The sequence below is a fragment of the Tepidimonas sp. HKU78 genome, assembly GCF_049860815.1.
Taxonomy (GTDB): Bacteria; Pseudomonadota; Gammaproteobacteria; order Burkholderiales; family Burkholderiaceae_C; genus Tepidimonas.
The window spans coordinates 1842308-1857573 of sequence record NZ_CP187547.1 but is presented as its reverse complement, the minus strand read 5'-3'; the positions used below and the strand labels follow the sequence as shown (position 1 = coordinate 1857573).

12 protein-coding genes are annotated in these 15266 nt (G+C 67.5%); 4 read left to right on the top strand and 8 right to left on the bottom strand.

The window, feature by feature from the left end; translation table 11 throughout:
* The first annotated feature begins 50 nt into the window (after positions 1 to 50).
* The 3 genes from ACPYIS_RS09305 to rpoD all read left to right on the top strand — a co-directional run bounded on the left by ACPYIS_RS09305 (position 51) and on the right by rpoD (position 6441).
* The gene (locus tag ACPYIS_RS09305; RefSeq protein WP_425974113.1) at positions 51 to 1847 is read left to right on the top strand and encodes a putative bifunctional diguanylate cyclase/phosphodiesterase; all 1797 of its coding nucleotides are present in this window, start codon (positions 51 to 53) and stop codon (positions 1845 to 1847) included.
* Positions 1848 to 1856: 9 nt separating this feature from the next.
* Positions 1857 to 3785 carry a DNA primase gene (gene dnaG, locus ACPYIS_RS09300; RefSeq protein ID WP_425973505.1) on the top strand — a complete coding sequence of 643 codons (1929 nt, stop codon included), beginning with the start codon at positions 1857 to 1859 and terminating at the stop codon, positions 3783 to 3785.
* A gap of 310 nt (positions 3786 to 4095) precedes the next feature.
* On the top strand, positions 4096 to 6441 hold the full coding sequence (gene rpoD / locus ACPYIS_RS09295) for an RNA polymerase sigma factor RpoD (RefSeq protein WP_424894716.1): 2346 nt from the start codon (positions 4096 to 4098) through the stop codon (positions 6439 to 6441).
* Positions 6442 to 6797: 356 nt separating this feature from the next.
* Here rpoD and ACPYIS_RS09290 read toward each other — a convergent pair whose 3' ends face one another.
* The 7 genes from ACPYIS_RS09290 to ACPYIS_RS09260 all read right to left on the bottom strand — a co-directional run bounded on the left by ACPYIS_RS09290 (position 6798) and on the right by ACPYIS_RS09260 (position 13472).
* Positions 6798 to 8120, bottom strand: coding sequence for a TRAP transporter large permease (locus ACPYIS_RS09290; protein ID WP_424859471.1), 1323 nt, complete (start codon positions 8118 to 8120; stop codon positions 6798 to 6800).
* A 1-nt stretch (position 8121) separates the two neighbouring features.
* A complete protein-coding gene (locus ACPYIS_RS09285) occupies positions 8122 to 8643 on the bottom strand; it encodes a TRAP transporter small permease (protein ID WP_299020584.1) in 522 nt (173 codons plus the stop codon).
* A gap of 98 nt (positions 8644 to 8741) precedes the next feature.
* Positions 8742 to 10073: a fumarylacetoacetase gene (fahA, locus tag ACPYIS_RS09280; RefSeq protein ID WP_424859473.1), complete on the bottom strand. Its 1332-nt coding sequence runs from the start codon at positions 10071 to 10073 to the stop codon at positions 8742 to 8744.
* A 7-nt stretch (positions 10074 to 10080) separates the two neighbouring features.
* Positions 10081 to 10290, bottom strand: a complete 210-nt coding sequence (locus ACPYIS_RS09275; protein ID WP_299020588.1) for a DUF2783 domain-containing protein — start codon at positions 10288 to 10290, stop codon at positions 10081 to 10083.
* A gap of 37 nt (positions 10291 to 10327) precedes the next feature.
* Positions 10328 to 11938 carry an FAD-dependent oxidoreductase gene (locus tag ACPYIS_RS09270; protein ID WP_424859474.1) on the bottom strand — a complete coding sequence of 537 codons (1611 nt, stop codon included), beginning with the start codon at positions 11936 to 11938 and terminating at the stop codon, positions 10328 to 10330.
* 2 nt (positions 11939 to 11940) lie between these two features.
* Positions 11941 to 12483 (bottom strand): VOC family protein, encoded by a 543-nt coding sequence (locus ACPYIS_RS09265; protein ID WP_424859475.1) that lies wholly within the window; start codon positions 12481 to 12483, stop codon positions 11941 to 11943.
* Positions 12484 to 12515: 32 nt separating this feature from the next.
* Positions 12516 to 13472: an MBL fold metallo-hydrolase gene (locus ACPYIS_RS09260; protein WP_424859476.1), complete on the bottom strand. Its 957-nt coding sequence runs from the start codon at positions 13470 to 13472 to the stop codon at positions 12516 to 12518.
* 179 nt (positions 13473 to 13651) lie between these two features.
* Between ACPYIS_RS09260 and ACPYIS_RS09255 the strand changes: the two genes are divergently transcribed.
* Entirely contained in the window at positions 13652 to 14488 is an 837-nt protein-coding gene (locus ACPYIS_RS09255) for an IclR family transcriptional regulator (RefSeq protein WP_424859477.1), read from the top strand.
* On the opposite strand, the gene ACPYIS_RS09250 is transcribed toward ACPYIS_RS09255, so the two are convergent.
* Positions 14485 to 15264 carry an enoyl-CoA hydratase/isomerase family protein gene (locus ACPYIS_RS09250; RefSeq protein ID WP_299019819.1) on the bottom strand — a complete coding sequence of 260 codons (780 nt, stop codon included), beginning with the start codon at positions 15262 to 15264 and terminating at the stop codon, positions 14485 to 14487. The two genes, ACPYIS_RS09255 and ACPYIS_RS09250, sit on opposite strands and share 4 nt — an antisense overlap.
* Positions 15265 to 15266: the final 2 nt, after the last annotated feature.

Sequence of the window (15266 nt, the reverse complement as noted above, 5' to 3'; positions counted from 1 at the left end):
GGGCGGCCGCCGCTGGGGGCATCGTGGCGCTGGGCGCACTCGCAGGCTGGATGGCCCACCAGCGCCAACGCCTGCAAGGCTTGCTGCGCGACAAGGCAACCCTGCTGGACGAGTTGGCGGTCGTGGCCAAGACGTTCGACAGCGCGCAGGGCGTGCTCATCACGGACGCTAGCGGGCGCGTCATACGCGTCAACCGGGCGTTCACCGCCATCACCGGCTACACCGAGGCCGAAGCGCAGGGCCGCAAGCCCGGCGAGCTGCTCGGCTCGGGCCGCCACGGGGCAGACTTTTACCGCGCCATGTGGGAGGCACTGCAGCGCGACGGCCACTGGGAGGGCGAAATCTGGAACCGCCGCAAGAACGGCGAGATTTACCCCGAATGGCTGACCATCAGCGCGGTCACCGACGCGGTCGGGAAAGTCCGGCACTACGTGGCCATCTTCAGCGACATTGGCTGGCGTGTACAGGCCGAGGCACAGATCCAACAACTCGCCTTCTATGACGCGCTCACCGGCCTGGCCAACCGCCGCCTGGCGCTGGATCGGCTGCAACAAGCCATCCTAACCGCGCGGCGCGACGGGCGCTGGGGCGCAGTGCTGTTCGTCGATTTGGATCATTTCAAGGCCATCAACGACGTGCACGGCCACGATGCAGGCGATGCCGTGCTGCGCGCGGTGGCCCAGCGGTTGCGCGCCGCGCTGCGCGAGCAAGACACCCCGGCGCGCTTAGGGGGAGACGAATTTTTGGTGCTGCTGCCCGCCGCACACCCCAGCCGGGCCAGCGCTGCCGACGCGGCGCGCACCGTGGCCGACAAAATCGTTATCGGTGTGACCGCACCACCGGAATTGCCTGGGCAAGCCCAGTCGACCCGATTGACGTGCAGCGTGGGCATCGCGCTCTTTGGTGACGACGATGCCCAGGCGGAAGACGCGGCAGCCGTGCTGCGCGCCGCCGACTTGGCCATGTACAGCGTCAAGCAAGGGGGGCGCAACGGCGTGGCCTTCTTCGACCCCGAGATGGAGGCCGCCATGCGCGAGCGCCAGCAGCGGCTGGACGCGCTGCGCGATGCCATCGACACGGGGAGGCTGTGCCTGTACCTGCAACCCCAGGTCGATGCCAAGGGGCGCATCGTCGGCGCCGAAGCACTGGTGCGCTGGCCGCAGGCGGATGGCAGCTTCATCCCCCCCAGCGAGTTCATCCCGCTGGCCGAGGAAAGCGGCCTGATCGTACCGCTGGGGCAACGGGTGCTGGCGCAAGCCCTGGCGCTGCTGGCGCGCTGGCGCGACGACCCGGCGCTGTCGCGCCTGCGGCTGGCCATCAACATCAGCGCGCGCCAGTTTGCGCAGCCCGACTTCGCCAACGGGCTGCTGCATGCGCTGCGGCAGGCCGGTATATCGCCCCAGCGGCTGGAAGTGGAAATCACCGAATCGGTTTTGTTGGGCGACATCGAAGAGGCACGACGGGTGCTGCAGACACTGGACCGGCACGGCCTGTCGCTGGCGATCGACGACTTTGGCACCGGCTATTCCTCGCTGGCCTACCTGGCCGAGCTGCCGTTCGACGTCATCAAGATCGACCAGCGCTTCGTGGCCCGGCTACAACAACACGACCGCCACTTCGAAGCCATCGTGACCACCATCATCGCGCTCGGGCGCCGCTTGGGGATGACCGTGCTGGCCGAAGGCGTGGAAACGCCCGAGCAGGCCCAGTACCTGCTCGAGCACGGTTGTCACCAATTGCAGGGCTATCTGTACGGGCGGCCCATGCCCGTCGAGGCGTTCGAGGCACTGGTGCGCGAGCGCCCCGGCGCGAGCCATGACGGCGGCAACGACAGCGGCACGCGATAATCCCGGCCTGTGGCCATCCCGAGCGAATTTTTGCAGACGCTGCTGGCGCGCGTGGACCTCGTCGAGGTCGTCGGGCGCTATGTGCCGCTGCGCAAGGGGGGCGCCAATTTCGTCGGGCTGTGCCCCTTCCACGCCGAAAAGTCGCCCTCCTTCACCGTCAGCCCCAGTAAGCAGTTCTATCACTGCTTTGGCTGCGGCGCGCACGGCAACGCGATCGACTTCCTGATGGCGCACACGGGCGCCTCGTTCCCCGAAGCGGTGCGCGACTTGGCGCAGCAAACAGGGCTGACCGTGCCCGATGACGAGCGCTCGCCGCAGGAGCGCGCGCGCGCCGCAGCGCAGCGCCAGCGACAAGCCACACTGACCGAAGTGCTCGCACTGGCGGCACGCGCCTATCGAGCGCAGCTCAAAACGTCGCCGCGCGCCATCGACTACCTCAAACGCCGCGGCCTGACCGGGCAGGTGGCCAAGCGCTTCGGGCTGGGCTATGCGCCGCCGGGCTGGCGCTTTTTGTCCACCGTCTTTGCCGACTACCAGGACGAGCGGTTGGTGGAAGCCGGGCTGGTCATCACCAGCGACGACACCGGCGTGGCCGACGCCCCAGGCCAGCGCCGCTATGACCGCTTTCGCGACCGCATCGTCTTTCCGATCCGCAACGTCAAAGGCGAAGTGATCGGCTTTGGTGGCCGCGTGATCGACGCGGGTGAGCCCAAATACCTCAACAGCCCCGAGACACCCGTGTTTCACAAGGGCGAAGAACTCTACGGCCTGTTCGAGGCCCGCAGCGCCATCCGCCAAGCCGGGTGCGTGCTGGTGACTGAGGGCTACATGGACGTGGTGGCGCTGGCACAGTGGGGGTTCGAGCACGCGGTGGCGACGCTGGGCACCGCGTGCACGCCGGAGCACGTGGGCAAGCTGTTTCGCTTCAGCGACACGGTGGTGTTCGCCTTCGACGGCGACGCGGCCGGCCGACGCGCGGCACGACGCGCGCTGGAAGCCGCCCTGCCGCTGGCCACCGATACGCGCAGCGTACGCTTTCTGTTTCTGCCGCCAGAACATGACCCGGACAGCTTCGTGCGCGAGCGCGGCGCCGACGCCTTTGCCGCAGCGGTGCGCGACGCGACGCCGCTGAGCCGCTTTTTGCTGGAGGTGGCCGCCACCGATTGCGACCTGGACACGCCGGAGGGTCGGGCACGCTTGAGCGCGCAAGCGCAGCCGCTGTGGAGCGCCATGCCCGACGGTGCACTCAAGCGCCAATTGCTGCAGGAACTGGCCGACGCCATTGGACTCGAGGCGCGCGAGCTGGCGCAACTATGGGCGGCGCCCGGCCGGCACGGCGCGGTGGCCACCCGCGCACAGGCGCCCGAGCGGGCGGCGCCGCCGCGCCGCCCGCTGCCGCCGACGGGCGCCGCTCCCACCCAGCCCCGCTCTACCCCCCGTGCGCGCCGCACCGTGCGCGGACTGCTGGGCCGCGCCGACCGGGTGGCGCGCATCGTGCTGGGCACACCGCAAGCGTGGGATTGGCTGACCGCCGACGACCACGCGCTGCTGGCCGCCGAACCGCCTCCCCACGGGCCGCTGTTCGCCTGGCTGGAGCGCCAGTGGCTGGAACATGGCCCTCAGCCCTGGGCCGCACTGCGCGAAGCACTGCGGGGAGAGCCGTTCGAGGCGCTGGCGGTGGCGCTGCACGACAGCGGACCGTGGCTGGAGCGCTTCGACGCCCCATCGGGCGATGGCGCGGCGGCGGATGCCGCCCCCGCAGACGAGGAGATCCGGCACGAGCTGCGTGAACTGCTGCGCCGCATCCGCATCGAAGCGCTCATGCGGCTGGAGACCGAGCTGATCGCCCGCGCCGCGACCGACCCGCAAGCGCTGGCTCGCTACCGCGAGGTGAACGCCGAACGTCGTTTGCTACAGAAAGACGACACTCTGCTATAATGAGAGGTTTCGCAAGCGCGACAGCAGCACCTCCGGACAGGGCCAGCCGACAGCCCGACCCGTCGATGGCAGGCACCCCGTGCACCGCCACCCATGTCGACCGGTCAGTCGGTCACGCGGGCCGCTCCCCCGCTGGCCAGGACGCCCACGGCGCGTCCGCCCCCGCAAGGACTGCACACCAAATGTTCGCCCACCCCTCTTGCGAAGCCGACGGGCCAACCCCACATGGGCATGGCTCCGCGGAGCCGTTTTCTCGTGTCTTTTTCTTCTCCGTCAGGCCCGCCCCCACGCCGGGCAGAAAGCGTTTGCCGTGAGTACCCGTTCCAAAAAAACCCAGAACACCGCCGAAGCCGTCAACGCCGAGGTCGCCGCGGTGGCCACCCCTGCGGCCTCGCCCGCACCCAAACCCACCAAGCGCACCCCGAAGGCCGCCAAGCCGGTCCCCGCTGCCACTGCCGTCGAGAGCGACGACACCGCGCCCCTGGCCGCCGAGGAGGCCGCCCCCGCCAAGGCCACGGGCAGCAAGTCCCGATCCGGTGCGGCCAAAGCCAGTACCACCAAAGCCCGCGCGGCCAAAGGTGGCGCCGCGCGTGGCCGCAAGCCCGCCGCAGCCAAGGCTGAGGACGACGTCTTCGACGACGCTGACCTGACCGACGACCTCGACGACGAGCTGATCGACGACGAGGTCGAGGCCGTGGCCGACGACCCAACCGGCAGCGCGGCCGAAGCAGCCGAGAAGGCCAAGCCGCTGCGCATGAAACTCAGCAAGGCCAAAGAGCGCGCCTTGATGAAGGAGTTCGGCCTGGACGACACCGTTCTGACCGAAGAAGAGGCCAAGCTGCGGCGCGAAAAGCTCAAGCAGCTCATCAAGCTGGGCAAGACGCGCGGCTACTTGACGCACGCCGAGATCAATGACCACCTGCCCGACAAACTGGTCGAGCAAGAGACGCTGGAGGTCGTGGTCTCGCTGCTCAACGACATGGGTGTGGCCGTCTATGACCAGACGCCCGACGCCGAAACCCTGCTGCTGACCGGCGCCCCCACCGCCGTCACCACCGAAGAAGAGGCCGAGGAAGAAGCCGAAGCCGCGCTGTCCACCGTGGACAGCGAATTTGGCCGCACCACCGACCCCGTGCGCATGTACATGCGCGAAATGGGCACGGTAGAGCTGCTCACGCGCGAGGGCGAGATCGAGATCGCCAAGCGCATCGAGCGCGGTTTGCACGAGATGATGGAAGCCATTTCGGAGTCGCCTGCCATCATCCACGACATCCTGGTCATGGCCGACGAAATCCGCGAGGGCAAGACCATCATCTCGGCGGTGGTGGACGGTTTTACCGACGCCGACGAAGCCGACGACTACGTCGCCGAGGAAGATTTCGACGACTACGAGGACGACGATGATGGCAAGGGCGGCTCCAAGGCGCTGACGCGCAAGATGGAGGAGCTCAAGCGCGAGGCGCTACAGCGCTTCGACGCCATCCGCGCGCAGTTCGACGAGCTGCGCGAAGTCTACGAGGCCGAGGGCTGGGGCACGCCGCGCTACCGAGCGGTGCAGGCGCGCATCACCGAGACCTTGATGACGATCCGCTTCACCGCCAAGGCGATCGAGACGCTGTGCGACAAAGTACGCCAGCAGGTCGAGACCGTGCGTCGCATCGAGCGCGAGCTGCGCCGCATCATCGTGGACAAGTGCGGCATGCCGCAAGAGAAGTTCATCGCCGAGTTTCCGCCCAACCTGCTCAACCTGCAGTGGGTGGAACGCCAAGCCGCGGCCAACAAGCCGTGGAGCGCGGTGCTGGGGCGCAACATCCCCGCCATCCAGGAGTTGCAGCAAAAACTCATCGACCTGCAAACGCAAGTCGTGGTGCCGCTGGAGCAGCTCAAGGCGATCCACAAGCGCATGAACGAAGGCGAAGCCATGTCGCGCGACGCCAAGCGCGAGATGATCGAGGCCAACCTGCGGCTGGTAATCTCGATTGCCAAGAAGTACACCAACCGCGGCCTGCAGTTCCTGGACCTAATCCAGGAGGGCAACATCGGCCTGATGAAGGCGGTGGACAAGTTCGAGTACCGGCGCGGCTACAAGTTTTCCACTTATGCCACTTGGTGGATCCGGCAGGCCATTACGCGCTCGATCGCGGATCAGGCGCGCACCATCCGTATCCCGGTGCACATGATCGAGACCATCAATAAGATGAACCGCATCTCGCGCCAGCACCTGCAGGAGTTTGGCGTGGAGCCCGACGCCTCGATCCTGGCGGAAAAAATGGGGATGCCGGAGGACAAGATCCGCAAAATCATGAAGATCGCCAAGGAGCCGATCTCGATGGAGACCCCCATCGGCGACGACGACGACAGCCACCTGGGCGACTTCATCGAGGACACAAGCAACGTGGCACCGGTCGATGCCGCCATGCAGGCTGGCTTGCGCGAGGTGGTCAAGGAAATCCTGGACACCCTAACCCCGCGCGAGGCCAAGGTGCTGCGCATGCGCTACGGCATCGAAATGTCCACCGACCACACGTTGGAGGAGGTGGGCAAGCAGTTCGACGTCACGCGCGAGCGCATCCGCCAGATCGAGGCCAAGGCGATCCGCAAGCTCAAGCATCCCAGCCGCTCGGAGAAGCTGCGCAGCTTCCTCGATAACCCGTGACGTCCGAGGGGCCATCGCCCCTTGGCGGACGGCCGTTGGGCAGCGGATCCAGCGCTCAGCGGACCCGAAAGCGCGCTGGAAACAACATCTGGCTGTCGGCCGGATTCTCGGTGTCCCGCTTGATCAAGCCCATGCCGTGCGCCGCGAACAGCATCCGCAGCTCCTTGAGCGTGCATCGGGGTAGAGCCAGCGGTTGCCGATCTTAACGGTATTGCTGCCACCGCAGCGGGCACGGTAGCGGCGGTGCACACCGGATGTTCCGGCACGCGCTCTAGGCCCCAGCCCGACCAACCCGACACGCGAGATCGAGGGTGCGGTCGAATGCACACCCGCACCGTCTGCGGGCATGGTGGGCTTCACGACGTCAGCCATAGCGCAAACAAGGTAATACCAGGAAACGCGGCCAAGATCGCCGTACGCACCAGGTCGCTGACAACGAACGGCAGCACCCCGCGGTAGGTGTGTTGGATCGGCACATCGCGCGCCAAGTTGTTGATGACGAACAGGTTCATGCCCACAGGCGGCGTGATCAGGCCCACTTCGACCATGATCAACACCAGAATGCCGAACCAGATGGCCGTCTCTTCGGGCGTCAAGCCGAAATCCAGACCCATGATCATCGGAAAAAAGATCGGGATGGTCAGCAGGATCATGGACAGCGAGTCCATGACACAGCCCAGCAACAGGTAGATCACGAGCACCGCCGCCAGCACCACCCACGGGCTAAGGCCCTGGCCGATGACCCATTGCGCCAGCTCCTGCGGCAGTTGCGACAGCGCCAAAAACGTGTTGTACAGGCCGGCACCGAGCACGATCATGAAGATCATGCCCGTGGCCACCGCGGTGCCATAAATGGCTTCGCGCAGGGTGCGGGCGTTGAGGCCACCGGCCAGCCAGGCCGCCAACCCTGTTCCGAAGGCCCCGACGGCCGCCCCCTCGGTGGGGGTGAAGATGCCGCTGTAGATACCCCCCACCACGGCCAAAAAAATCACGATCACCGGCCACGTTTGGACGAGTGCCTTCCAGCGTTCGGCCATGGGCGCGGGCGCCATGCGCCCGGCGCTGCTCGGCCGAGCCCGCACGTACAGCGAGATGACGATGAGGTAGCCCACGGCCGCCAGCACGCCAGGGATGAAGGCGGCCAGGAACAGCTTGGCGATGTTCTGTTCGGTCAAGATCGCGTAGATGACGAGCACCACGGAGGGGGGAATCAAGATGCCGAGCGTGCCGCCGGCAGCCAGACAGCCCGTGGACAGCGCCCCCGAGTAACCGGCGCGGCGCAGCTCGGGCAAGGCCACCTGCCCCATGGTGGCGGCCGTGGCCAGCGACGAGCCACAGATGGCGCCGAAACCCGCACAGGCACCGACGGCCGCCATGGCCACGCCACCGCGCCAGTGGCCAATCCAGGCTTCGGCCGCCTTGAACAGCGCGCGCGACAGGCCGCCCAGTGCCGCGAACTGCCCCATCAGCAAAAACAGCGGCACGACCGAAAGGTTGTAGTTCGAAAACGTGGTGAACGTGACCTGCTTGAGCTGATTGAGCAGGGGCGCCGGCGTGCCGTAGATGAGCACCGCCCCGCCAATCCCACAGAGGGCCATGGCCAGCCCGATGGGCACGCGAATGAAAATGAGCGCCAACAAGACCGGAAACGACCATGCGGCCAGTTCGATCCCCGTCATGTCAATGCGCTCCCGCGGATGCCACCGGCCAACCCTGCGGGTAGCGCGCCAGCCCCAGATCGATCGCTACCTTGGCCGCGTAGGCCAGGCAGCCAATGGCAGCACCGACCACACACGCGGCATACGCCCACCAAACGGGCAGCTGCAGGATGAAGGTGGTCTCGAGGTATTCGCGCTTCTCCAGCATGCCATCCCAAAGCCGCCAGGTCAGCACCGCCCACAGCAACAGCATGAGCACGTCACACACCAAGGTCAGCACGTGCTGAACGGCGCGTGGCAAGTGGTGGTAGAGCAGGTCGACGGTGGCATGTCCGCCGCGCAGAAACGTCCACGGCAGAAACCAAAAAACCGCCACACCCGTGCCCAGCTCGACGAGTTCGAAGTCGCCCGGCACGGGGCCCAGCCCCAGCCCAGTGAGCGCGCGACCCGTGACGCTGATGACGACCATGACCGTGATCGCCACGAGAACCAAACCGCCGGTCAAGGCCGACCAGCGGGCCAGCCGAAAAACCCAATCCGTCATCATGGTATTCCGTGAAAAAACCCGGCCCCCCAGGCCGGGGGCCCCGCCGATGCCGATGGAACGCCCGAGGCGAGCACACGCGCCCGGGGCGACGAAGTTTACTGGTCCTGATCGCCAGACCGGGCGGGCAACACGGTCCCCCGGCATTCGCCAAAGCCGATGCGCACTGCGCCGGACGCCTCGCACCAGCCGCGCAGCACGACAGTGTCGCCGTCCTCCAGGAAGGTGCGCGCTTCGCCGCTGGGCAGCGTCAGCGGCTGTTTGCCGCCCTGCGTCAGCTCGATGAAAGCGGCGGCCTGTTCGGGCTGCGGGCCCGAGAGGGTGCCCGTGCCCAACAAGTCGCCGGGCTGCAGGTTGCAGCCGTTGACGGTGTGGTGCGCCACCATCTGCCCCAGCGTCCAGTACGCATGGCGGTAGTTGGTCTGCGCAGCGGGGTGCGGCGGCAGGCCTTGCTCTGCCATGCGCACCGTCTGCCACGCGATCTCGAGCTGGATGTCGACAGCCCCCTGCTCGCGCAGGCGGGGATGGTCCAGGTAGGGCAAGGGCGGGGGGTGATCGGCTGAGCGCTCGAACGGGACGCGAAACGGCGCCAGCGCCTCCAGCGTCACCACCCAAGGCGAAATCGTGGTGGCGAAGTTTTTGGCCAGGAACGGGCCCAGCGGTTGGTATTCCCAAGCCTGAATGTCGCGCGCTGACCAGTCGTTGAGCAGCACGATGCCAAACACGTGCGCCTCGGCCTCGGCCACGGGGATGGGCTCGCCCAGCGCGTTGCCAGGGCCCACAAAGACGCCGAGTTCGAGTTCGATATCCAGCCGCCGACTGGGTGCCAGCACGGGCGCTGCAGCGTCGGGGGCCTTGATCTGGCCGCGCGGGCGGCGAAACGCCTGCGGCGACACACCGATGCTGGAGCTACGCCCGTGGTAGCCGATCGGCACCCAGGTGTAGTTGGGCAGCAGCGGATTGTCGGGCCGAAACAGGCGCCCGATGTTGGTCGCGTGATGGATGGAGGTGTAGAAGTCGGTGTAGTCGCCGATGCGGGCGGGCAGCCCGTACTCGGCCTCGGCCTGCGGCATCAGGCAGGGCTCGACGACGGCGCGCAGCGCACTGCCCTCGCGCAGCGCGTGCGACAGCGCCAGCCGCAGCGCGCTCCAGTGCGCGGGGCCCAAGCCCATCAGCGCGTTGAGCTGGGGCTCGGCCCCCGCCGCCAGGGCCTCGGCCGCCAGCCCGTCGAACGGATGTGCGCGGTGCAGCGCGGCGAGATCGACGATGGCGTCACCAATGGCCACGCCGCCGCGGAAAGGCTCTCCGGTGCCACGGCGACGTACGCTGGCAAACGGCAGGTTCTGGATGGGAAAGTCGTGGCCGGGCTGGTTGGCGCTGGCGACCCAACTGCGCAGGGCGGGATCGTGGGTTTCGTTGATCAGGGACATGACAGGGTCAAGCGGCAGTGGTGGCGAGGGTGTTGGCCCGCGCCAGCGTGATCGCCTCGGACAGCACGGCGCGGTCGCCGACGTGGTTGGCCAGGATCAACACCAGTTTGGCCAGAAACATCTCCGCCTGCTCGTCGGTGAGGTCGCGCTGGGCGTTGATCAATTCCTCGTAAAAGGCGTCGGGCTCGGGGATGTGGGGTTGGCGGTTCAGCGGCATGACAAGCTCCGAATGAGGGCGCGGCGCACAGCCCGGTTCAAACCCGCACATGCGCCAGCGCACGCGCCAGGGCGGCCTGGACAGCAGCAGCGTCGAAGCGGCGCCAGCGCGCGGCGACGTACTGGTCGGGCCGGATCAGGTAGACCGTGCCGGGCTGGCCGTCGTAGCGCTGCGCGAGCACGCCCGTGGGGTCGTGCAGGTCGCGGCCCACCTGCAGCACCCGCGCCTCGACGCCGCCCACGCGCACCGGCTCAGCGGGCCCAAAGGCCAGCAGCACGAAGCCATCGCCCAACTGGTTGAGCAGCCATGCGGGTCGACCGTCAACGTCGATCGGGGCATCGGCGCAATTGGTGCCCGGCGTCATGCGCCCGGCAAACGGCTCCGCATCCGGGGTGTTGAGCGGGGAGTTGATATACGGGGTGGGCGTCGAGAGCCGCCCGCTGTTGACCAGCGGGCGCGCAAACGGCTCGGTGCGCGCCAGCTCCAGCACCGCATTGCGCAGGCGCAGCGAGGTGCGGCTCTTGGGCGTGATGAAGTCCGTCGAGCGCGTGGAGTTGCGCAGGTTGTCGTCGGCGGCAAAGGCGCGCTCGTCGTGGTACGTGTCCAGCAGGGCCTCGGGCGCGTCGCCGTCCAGCACGGCCTTGAGCTTCCAACTCAGGTTGTCGCAGTCCTGCACGCCGCTGTTGGCCCCGCGCGCACCGAACGGCGAGACCTGGTGCGCCGCGTCGCCCGCGAAGATCACGCGGCCGTGGCGGAAGCGGTCGATGCGCCGGCAGGCGAACTGATACACCGACACCCACTCCAGCTCGAACGGCACGTCCGGCCCCAGCATGGCCTGGATGCGCGGGATGACGCGCTCGGGCTTTTTCTCCTCGTTGGGGTCGGCGTCCCAGCCGAGCTGGAAGTCGATGCGCCAGACGTTGTCGCACTGTTTGTGCAGCAGCACGCTCTGGCCGCGGTGGAACGGCGGGTCGAACCAGAACCAGCGCTCGGTCGGAAAGTCCGCCTTCATCACCACGTCGGCGATCAGGAAACGGTCCTGGAAGAACTGGCCGGTGAAATCCGCGCCGATCAGGCGGCGCGTGTCGCTGCTGGCGCCATCGCAGGCGATGAGCCACGACGCCTCGGTCTTGAAGATGCCGTCGGGCGTCTCGATCGTGAGCACCACGTGGTCGGCCTGCGGCTCCAGCGCCAGCACCTTGTGCTTCCAGCGCAAGTCCACCAGGGGCGACTCGTCGCAGGCGCGCACCAGCCGCTCTTCCAGGTAGTACTGCTGCAGGTTGATCATCGCCGGCATCTTGTGGTGGTCTTCCGGCAGCAGGTCGAACTGGTAGACCAGCTCGTCGCGGAAGAACACCTTGCCCACCTTCCACTGAATGCCCTGGGCGACGAAGTCCTCGGCCACCCCCAGGCGATCCCAGATCTCCAGCGGCCGCTTGGCATAGCACACCGCACGCGAGCCCACGCTGACCGTGTTGTTGTCGTCGAGCACGACGGTGGGGATGCCGCGGGCGGCACAGTCCAGGGCCTGCGTCATGCCCACGGGGCCGGCGCCGATGACGACGACCGGGTGGCGCACCCGCAGGCCATCGCGCTGCTCGTCGCTTTGCCGGTAGGCGTACTGCGGATAGGTGTAGGTGTGCAACATGTTCAGTCGACGGCGTGGAACTCTTTTTCGTGCATCCAGGCGGCGTGCTTGGGCGCCCGCTTGGTCCGGGCCCATTCGTCCAGCATCTCCCACTTCACGGCGTCGAGTTTTTCGTACATGTCCGGCGTGCCGACGTCGGCCGCCAGCTCGATGCGGTGACCGTTGGGGTCGAAGAAGTAGATGCTCTTGAAGATCGTGTGGTCGGTGATGCCGACCACCGGGATGCCGGCGGCCTCCAGCCGCGCCTTGGTCTCCTCCAGCGTCTGCACGCTGTCCACCTTGAAGGCGATGTGCTGCACCCACTCGGGGGTGTTGGTGTCGCGCCCCATGGCCGGCGAGTTGGGCAGCTCAAAAAACGCCAGCACATTGCCCTGCCCAGCGTCGAGGAACACGTGCATGTACGGATCCGGCGCCTTGGTGGAGGGCACCTGGTCCTCGGCGATCGCCAGCACGAAGTTCATGTTCAGGTGCTTGACGTACCACTCGACGGTTTCCTTCGCGTCCTTGCAGCGGTAGGCGACGTGGTGGATGCGTTGAATCTGCATGATCGGTCTCCTCTCGGGTGGCGAAGGCGGCATCAGCCTTCCAGGGTTTCCCACATCTGGCGGTCGCGCTCGGCGGTCCAGATGCGGGGGTCGGGATATTGCGTGGCCTCGTCGTAGCAGCGCGTCACGTCGAAGGGCATGCAGTGGTCGAAGATCACCCAGTGGCCGTACTTGGGCTTGAGGCGCTCATAGGTCTCGCGGTAGACGGTCTTGAGGTCCTTGCCGGCGGCCACCCCCTCCTGCACGCAGGCGTACACGTCCGAGATGAAAGCCCGTGTTCCGGCCAAACCGGCTTGCACCTGCTCGGGCGTGACCAGCGCCGCCCCGCGCCCCGGCACCAATTTTTCGGGCTGCAGCGCGGCGATGTTGTCGAGCGTGCGCGGCCAGTCACGAAAGTACGCATCTCCCGCGTAGGGCGTGGCGTCGAACTCGACCAAGTCACCCGAGAACAGGATCTTCTCTTGCGGCAGCCACGCCACGGTGTCGCCCTTGGTGTGGCCACGCCCCAGTTGCAGCAGTTGCACTTCCAGCTTGCCCAGCCAGATCGTCATCTTGCCGGTGAAGGTGATGGTCGGCCACGTCAGGCCCGGCGGCACCGACTCGACGGCGCGGAACAGACGCGGAAAGCGCCCTATCTCGCTGGCTTTGTCGGCCTCGCCGCGCTCGACGATCAGGTCGTAGGTGTCCTGGCTGGCGATGATGTGCTCGGCCTGGTAGGCCGATGCCCCCAGCACGCGCACCGCGTGGTAGTGCGACAGCACCACGTACTTGATGGGCTTGTCCGTGACCTCACGGATGCGGCGGATCACGTCTTGCGCCATCACGGGGGTGGCCTGCGTGTCGATCACCATCACGGCGTTGTCGCCGATGATGATCCCGGTGTTGGGGTCGCCCTCGGCGGTGTAGGCGTACGCGTGCTCGGACAGGCGGGTGAAGCTGACCGGTTTGTCTTCGAGGTCGGCCTGGCTGGCAAAAGCTTTTCGGCTCATGGAGAACTCCGTGGGCGCTGGCATCGTCGTTCACGCATGCCAAACGCATTTGTCATACAACAACGCACATCATACGCGACCATGTTGTACCATGTCCAACGAATTTGACTCCGTATAAACCCGAACCCAAGGATCACGCGCGTGCTCAGCGCGTGTGAGTCGATACGATTGGTCCCATCATGAGCACGCTCCCCCCCAAACGCACGCGCCCGGCGACGAGCGGTATCCCTGCCGACGGCTCGGAAGCGCGCGGCTCGCGCGGCATCCAGAGCGTGGAGGTGGGCGGTCAACTGCTCAAGGCTCTCGTGCGCAGCGGCACCGCCTTGCCGCTGAAGGATTTGGCACGCGCCGCGGGCATGACGCCCGCCAAGGCACACCCGTACCTGGTGAGCTTTGGCAAGCTGGGGCTGATCGAGCAAGACCGCGTCAGCGGCCACTATGGGCTGGGGCCCCTGGCGTTGCAGCTGGGGTTGATCGGGCTGCAGCAGGTCGATCCGGTGCGCCTGGCCGTGAGTGAACTGCCGGCGCTGGCGCAAGCGGTCGGCTGCACGGTATCGGCGGCGGTGTGGGGGCCGATGGGGCCGATCATCGTGCATGTGGAACACGGCCCTACGCCGGTGCACGTGGCCGTGCGGCACGGCACGCCCGCATCGCTGCGGCACACCGGCACGGGCAAGGTGTTTGCGGCCTTCGCCCCCGCGGAGGCGGTGGCGGCGGCGCTGGCGCGTGAGGGCGAGGCCGCCGCGTTGGACGATGCGGGGTTTCAGGCCGAGCTGGCAGCCATCCGGCGCGAGCGCGTCAGCCGCGTGCGCGACGAACTGCTGCCGGGCATCAGCGCCATGGCGGTACCGGTCTTCGATGGTTTGGGGCGGTTGGCGCTGGTCATGGCGGCCATCGGCCCCAGTGCCTGGCTGGATTTGGCCCCGGGTAGCGCCCAAGCGCAGGCGCTGCAGGCCGCCGGTGAGCGGCTGTCGGCGCGGTTGGGTGCGGTCTCACCCGAACTCGAGCGGCCCTAACGACCGAGAAAACGGGGCGCGCGGCGCTGCCCAAACGCAGCCCGCCCTTCGGCGAAGTCGGCACTGGCATAGGTCGCGGCCGCACGTGCCTCCCACCGCGCGGGCTGATCCTCACCCAACGCCATTTCCTGCAGCGTCTGCTTCATGCCCTGCACCGCCAGCGGCGCCAGTGCAAGCACCTGCTCGCAGCGTTGGCGCACGGCCGCAGGCAAGTCCTCGGCCGGCACACACTCGTCCAAAAAACCCAACGCCTGCAGCGCGGCGGCATCGAGCGGCTGCCCCAGCAAAAAAAGGCGCCGCGCCGCCCGCAGGCCAATCGTGGCCACCGCACGCCGCAAGCCGCTGGGATAGTAGTGCAGCCCCAGCGCCGCGGCGGGCATGCGCAGCTCCATGCCCTCCACCCCGAGGCGAAAGTCACACGCCAGCGCCAGATCGGTCGCGCCGCCATAGACACTGCCGTTGAGCGCTGCCATCGTCACCGGCCGGGCCGCCGCCACCGCGTCGGCCGCAGCAGCGAACGCCCGCACGGCAGCCCCGGCATCGTCGCCGAAGGCGCCCACGTGAAAACCCGCGCTGAACACGGGTGCGTCCGAGCGCACGCGTGCCGCCAGCACCAGCACGCGCACCACGGGGTCGCGATCGACGGCTTGCACGTGCCCGATCAGGGTCCGCAAGTCCTCGTCGTGTAAGCGGTTGTGGTGGCGGGGACGGTTGAGCGTGATCGTGGCCACGCCACCGTCCACGGTCAACAAAGGGGGAGTGCCGTCGTCGTGCATGT

What these genes read in the sequence shown, in the direction of transcription:
- ACPYIS_RS09290 (WP_424859471.1), bottom strand. Translation starts at nt 8,120, where the DNA reads ATGACGGGGATCGAACTGGCCGCATGGTCGTTTCCGGTCTTGTTGGCG.
- ACPYIS_RS09255 (WP_424859477.1), top strand. Translation starts at nt 13,652, where the DNA reads ATGAGCACGCTCCCCCCCAAACGCACGCGCCCGGCGACGAGCGGTATC.
- ACPYIS_RS09265 (WP_424859475.1), bottom strand. Translation starts at nt 12,483, where the DNA reads ATGCAGATTCAACGCATCCACCACGTCGCCTACCGCTGCAAGGACGCG.
- fahA (WP_424859473.1), bottom strand. Translation starts at nt 10,073, where the DNA reads ATGTCCCTGATCAACGAAACCCACGATCCCGCCCTGCGCAGTTGGGTC.
- ACPYIS_RS09305 (WP_425974113.1), top strand. Translation starts at nt 51, where the DNA reads ATGGCCCACCAGCGCCAACGCCTGCAAGGCTTGCTGCGCGACAAGGCA.
- ACPYIS_RS09275 (WP_299020588.1), bottom strand. Translation starts at nt 10,290, where the DNA reads ATGCCGCTGAACCGCCAACCCCACATCCCCGAGCCCGACGCCTTTTAC.
- ACPYIS_RS09260 (WP_424859476.1), bottom strand. Translation starts at nt 13,472, where the DNA reads ATGAGCCGAAAAGCTTTTGCCAGCCAGGCCGACCTCGAAGACAAACCG.
- ACPYIS_RS09270 (WP_424859474.1), bottom strand. Translation starts at nt 11,938, where the DNA reads ATGTTGCACACCTACACCTATCCGCAGTACGCCTACCGGCAAAGCGAC.
- ACPYIS_RS09285 (WP_299020584.1), bottom strand. Translation starts at nt 8,643, where the DNA reads ATGACGGATTGGGTTTTTCGGCTGGCCCGCTGGTCGGCCTTGACCGGC.
- ACPYIS_RS09250 (WP_299019819.1), bottom strand. Translation starts at nt 15,264, where the DNA reads ATGCACGACGACGGCACTCCCCCTTTGTTGACCGTGGACGGTGGCGTG.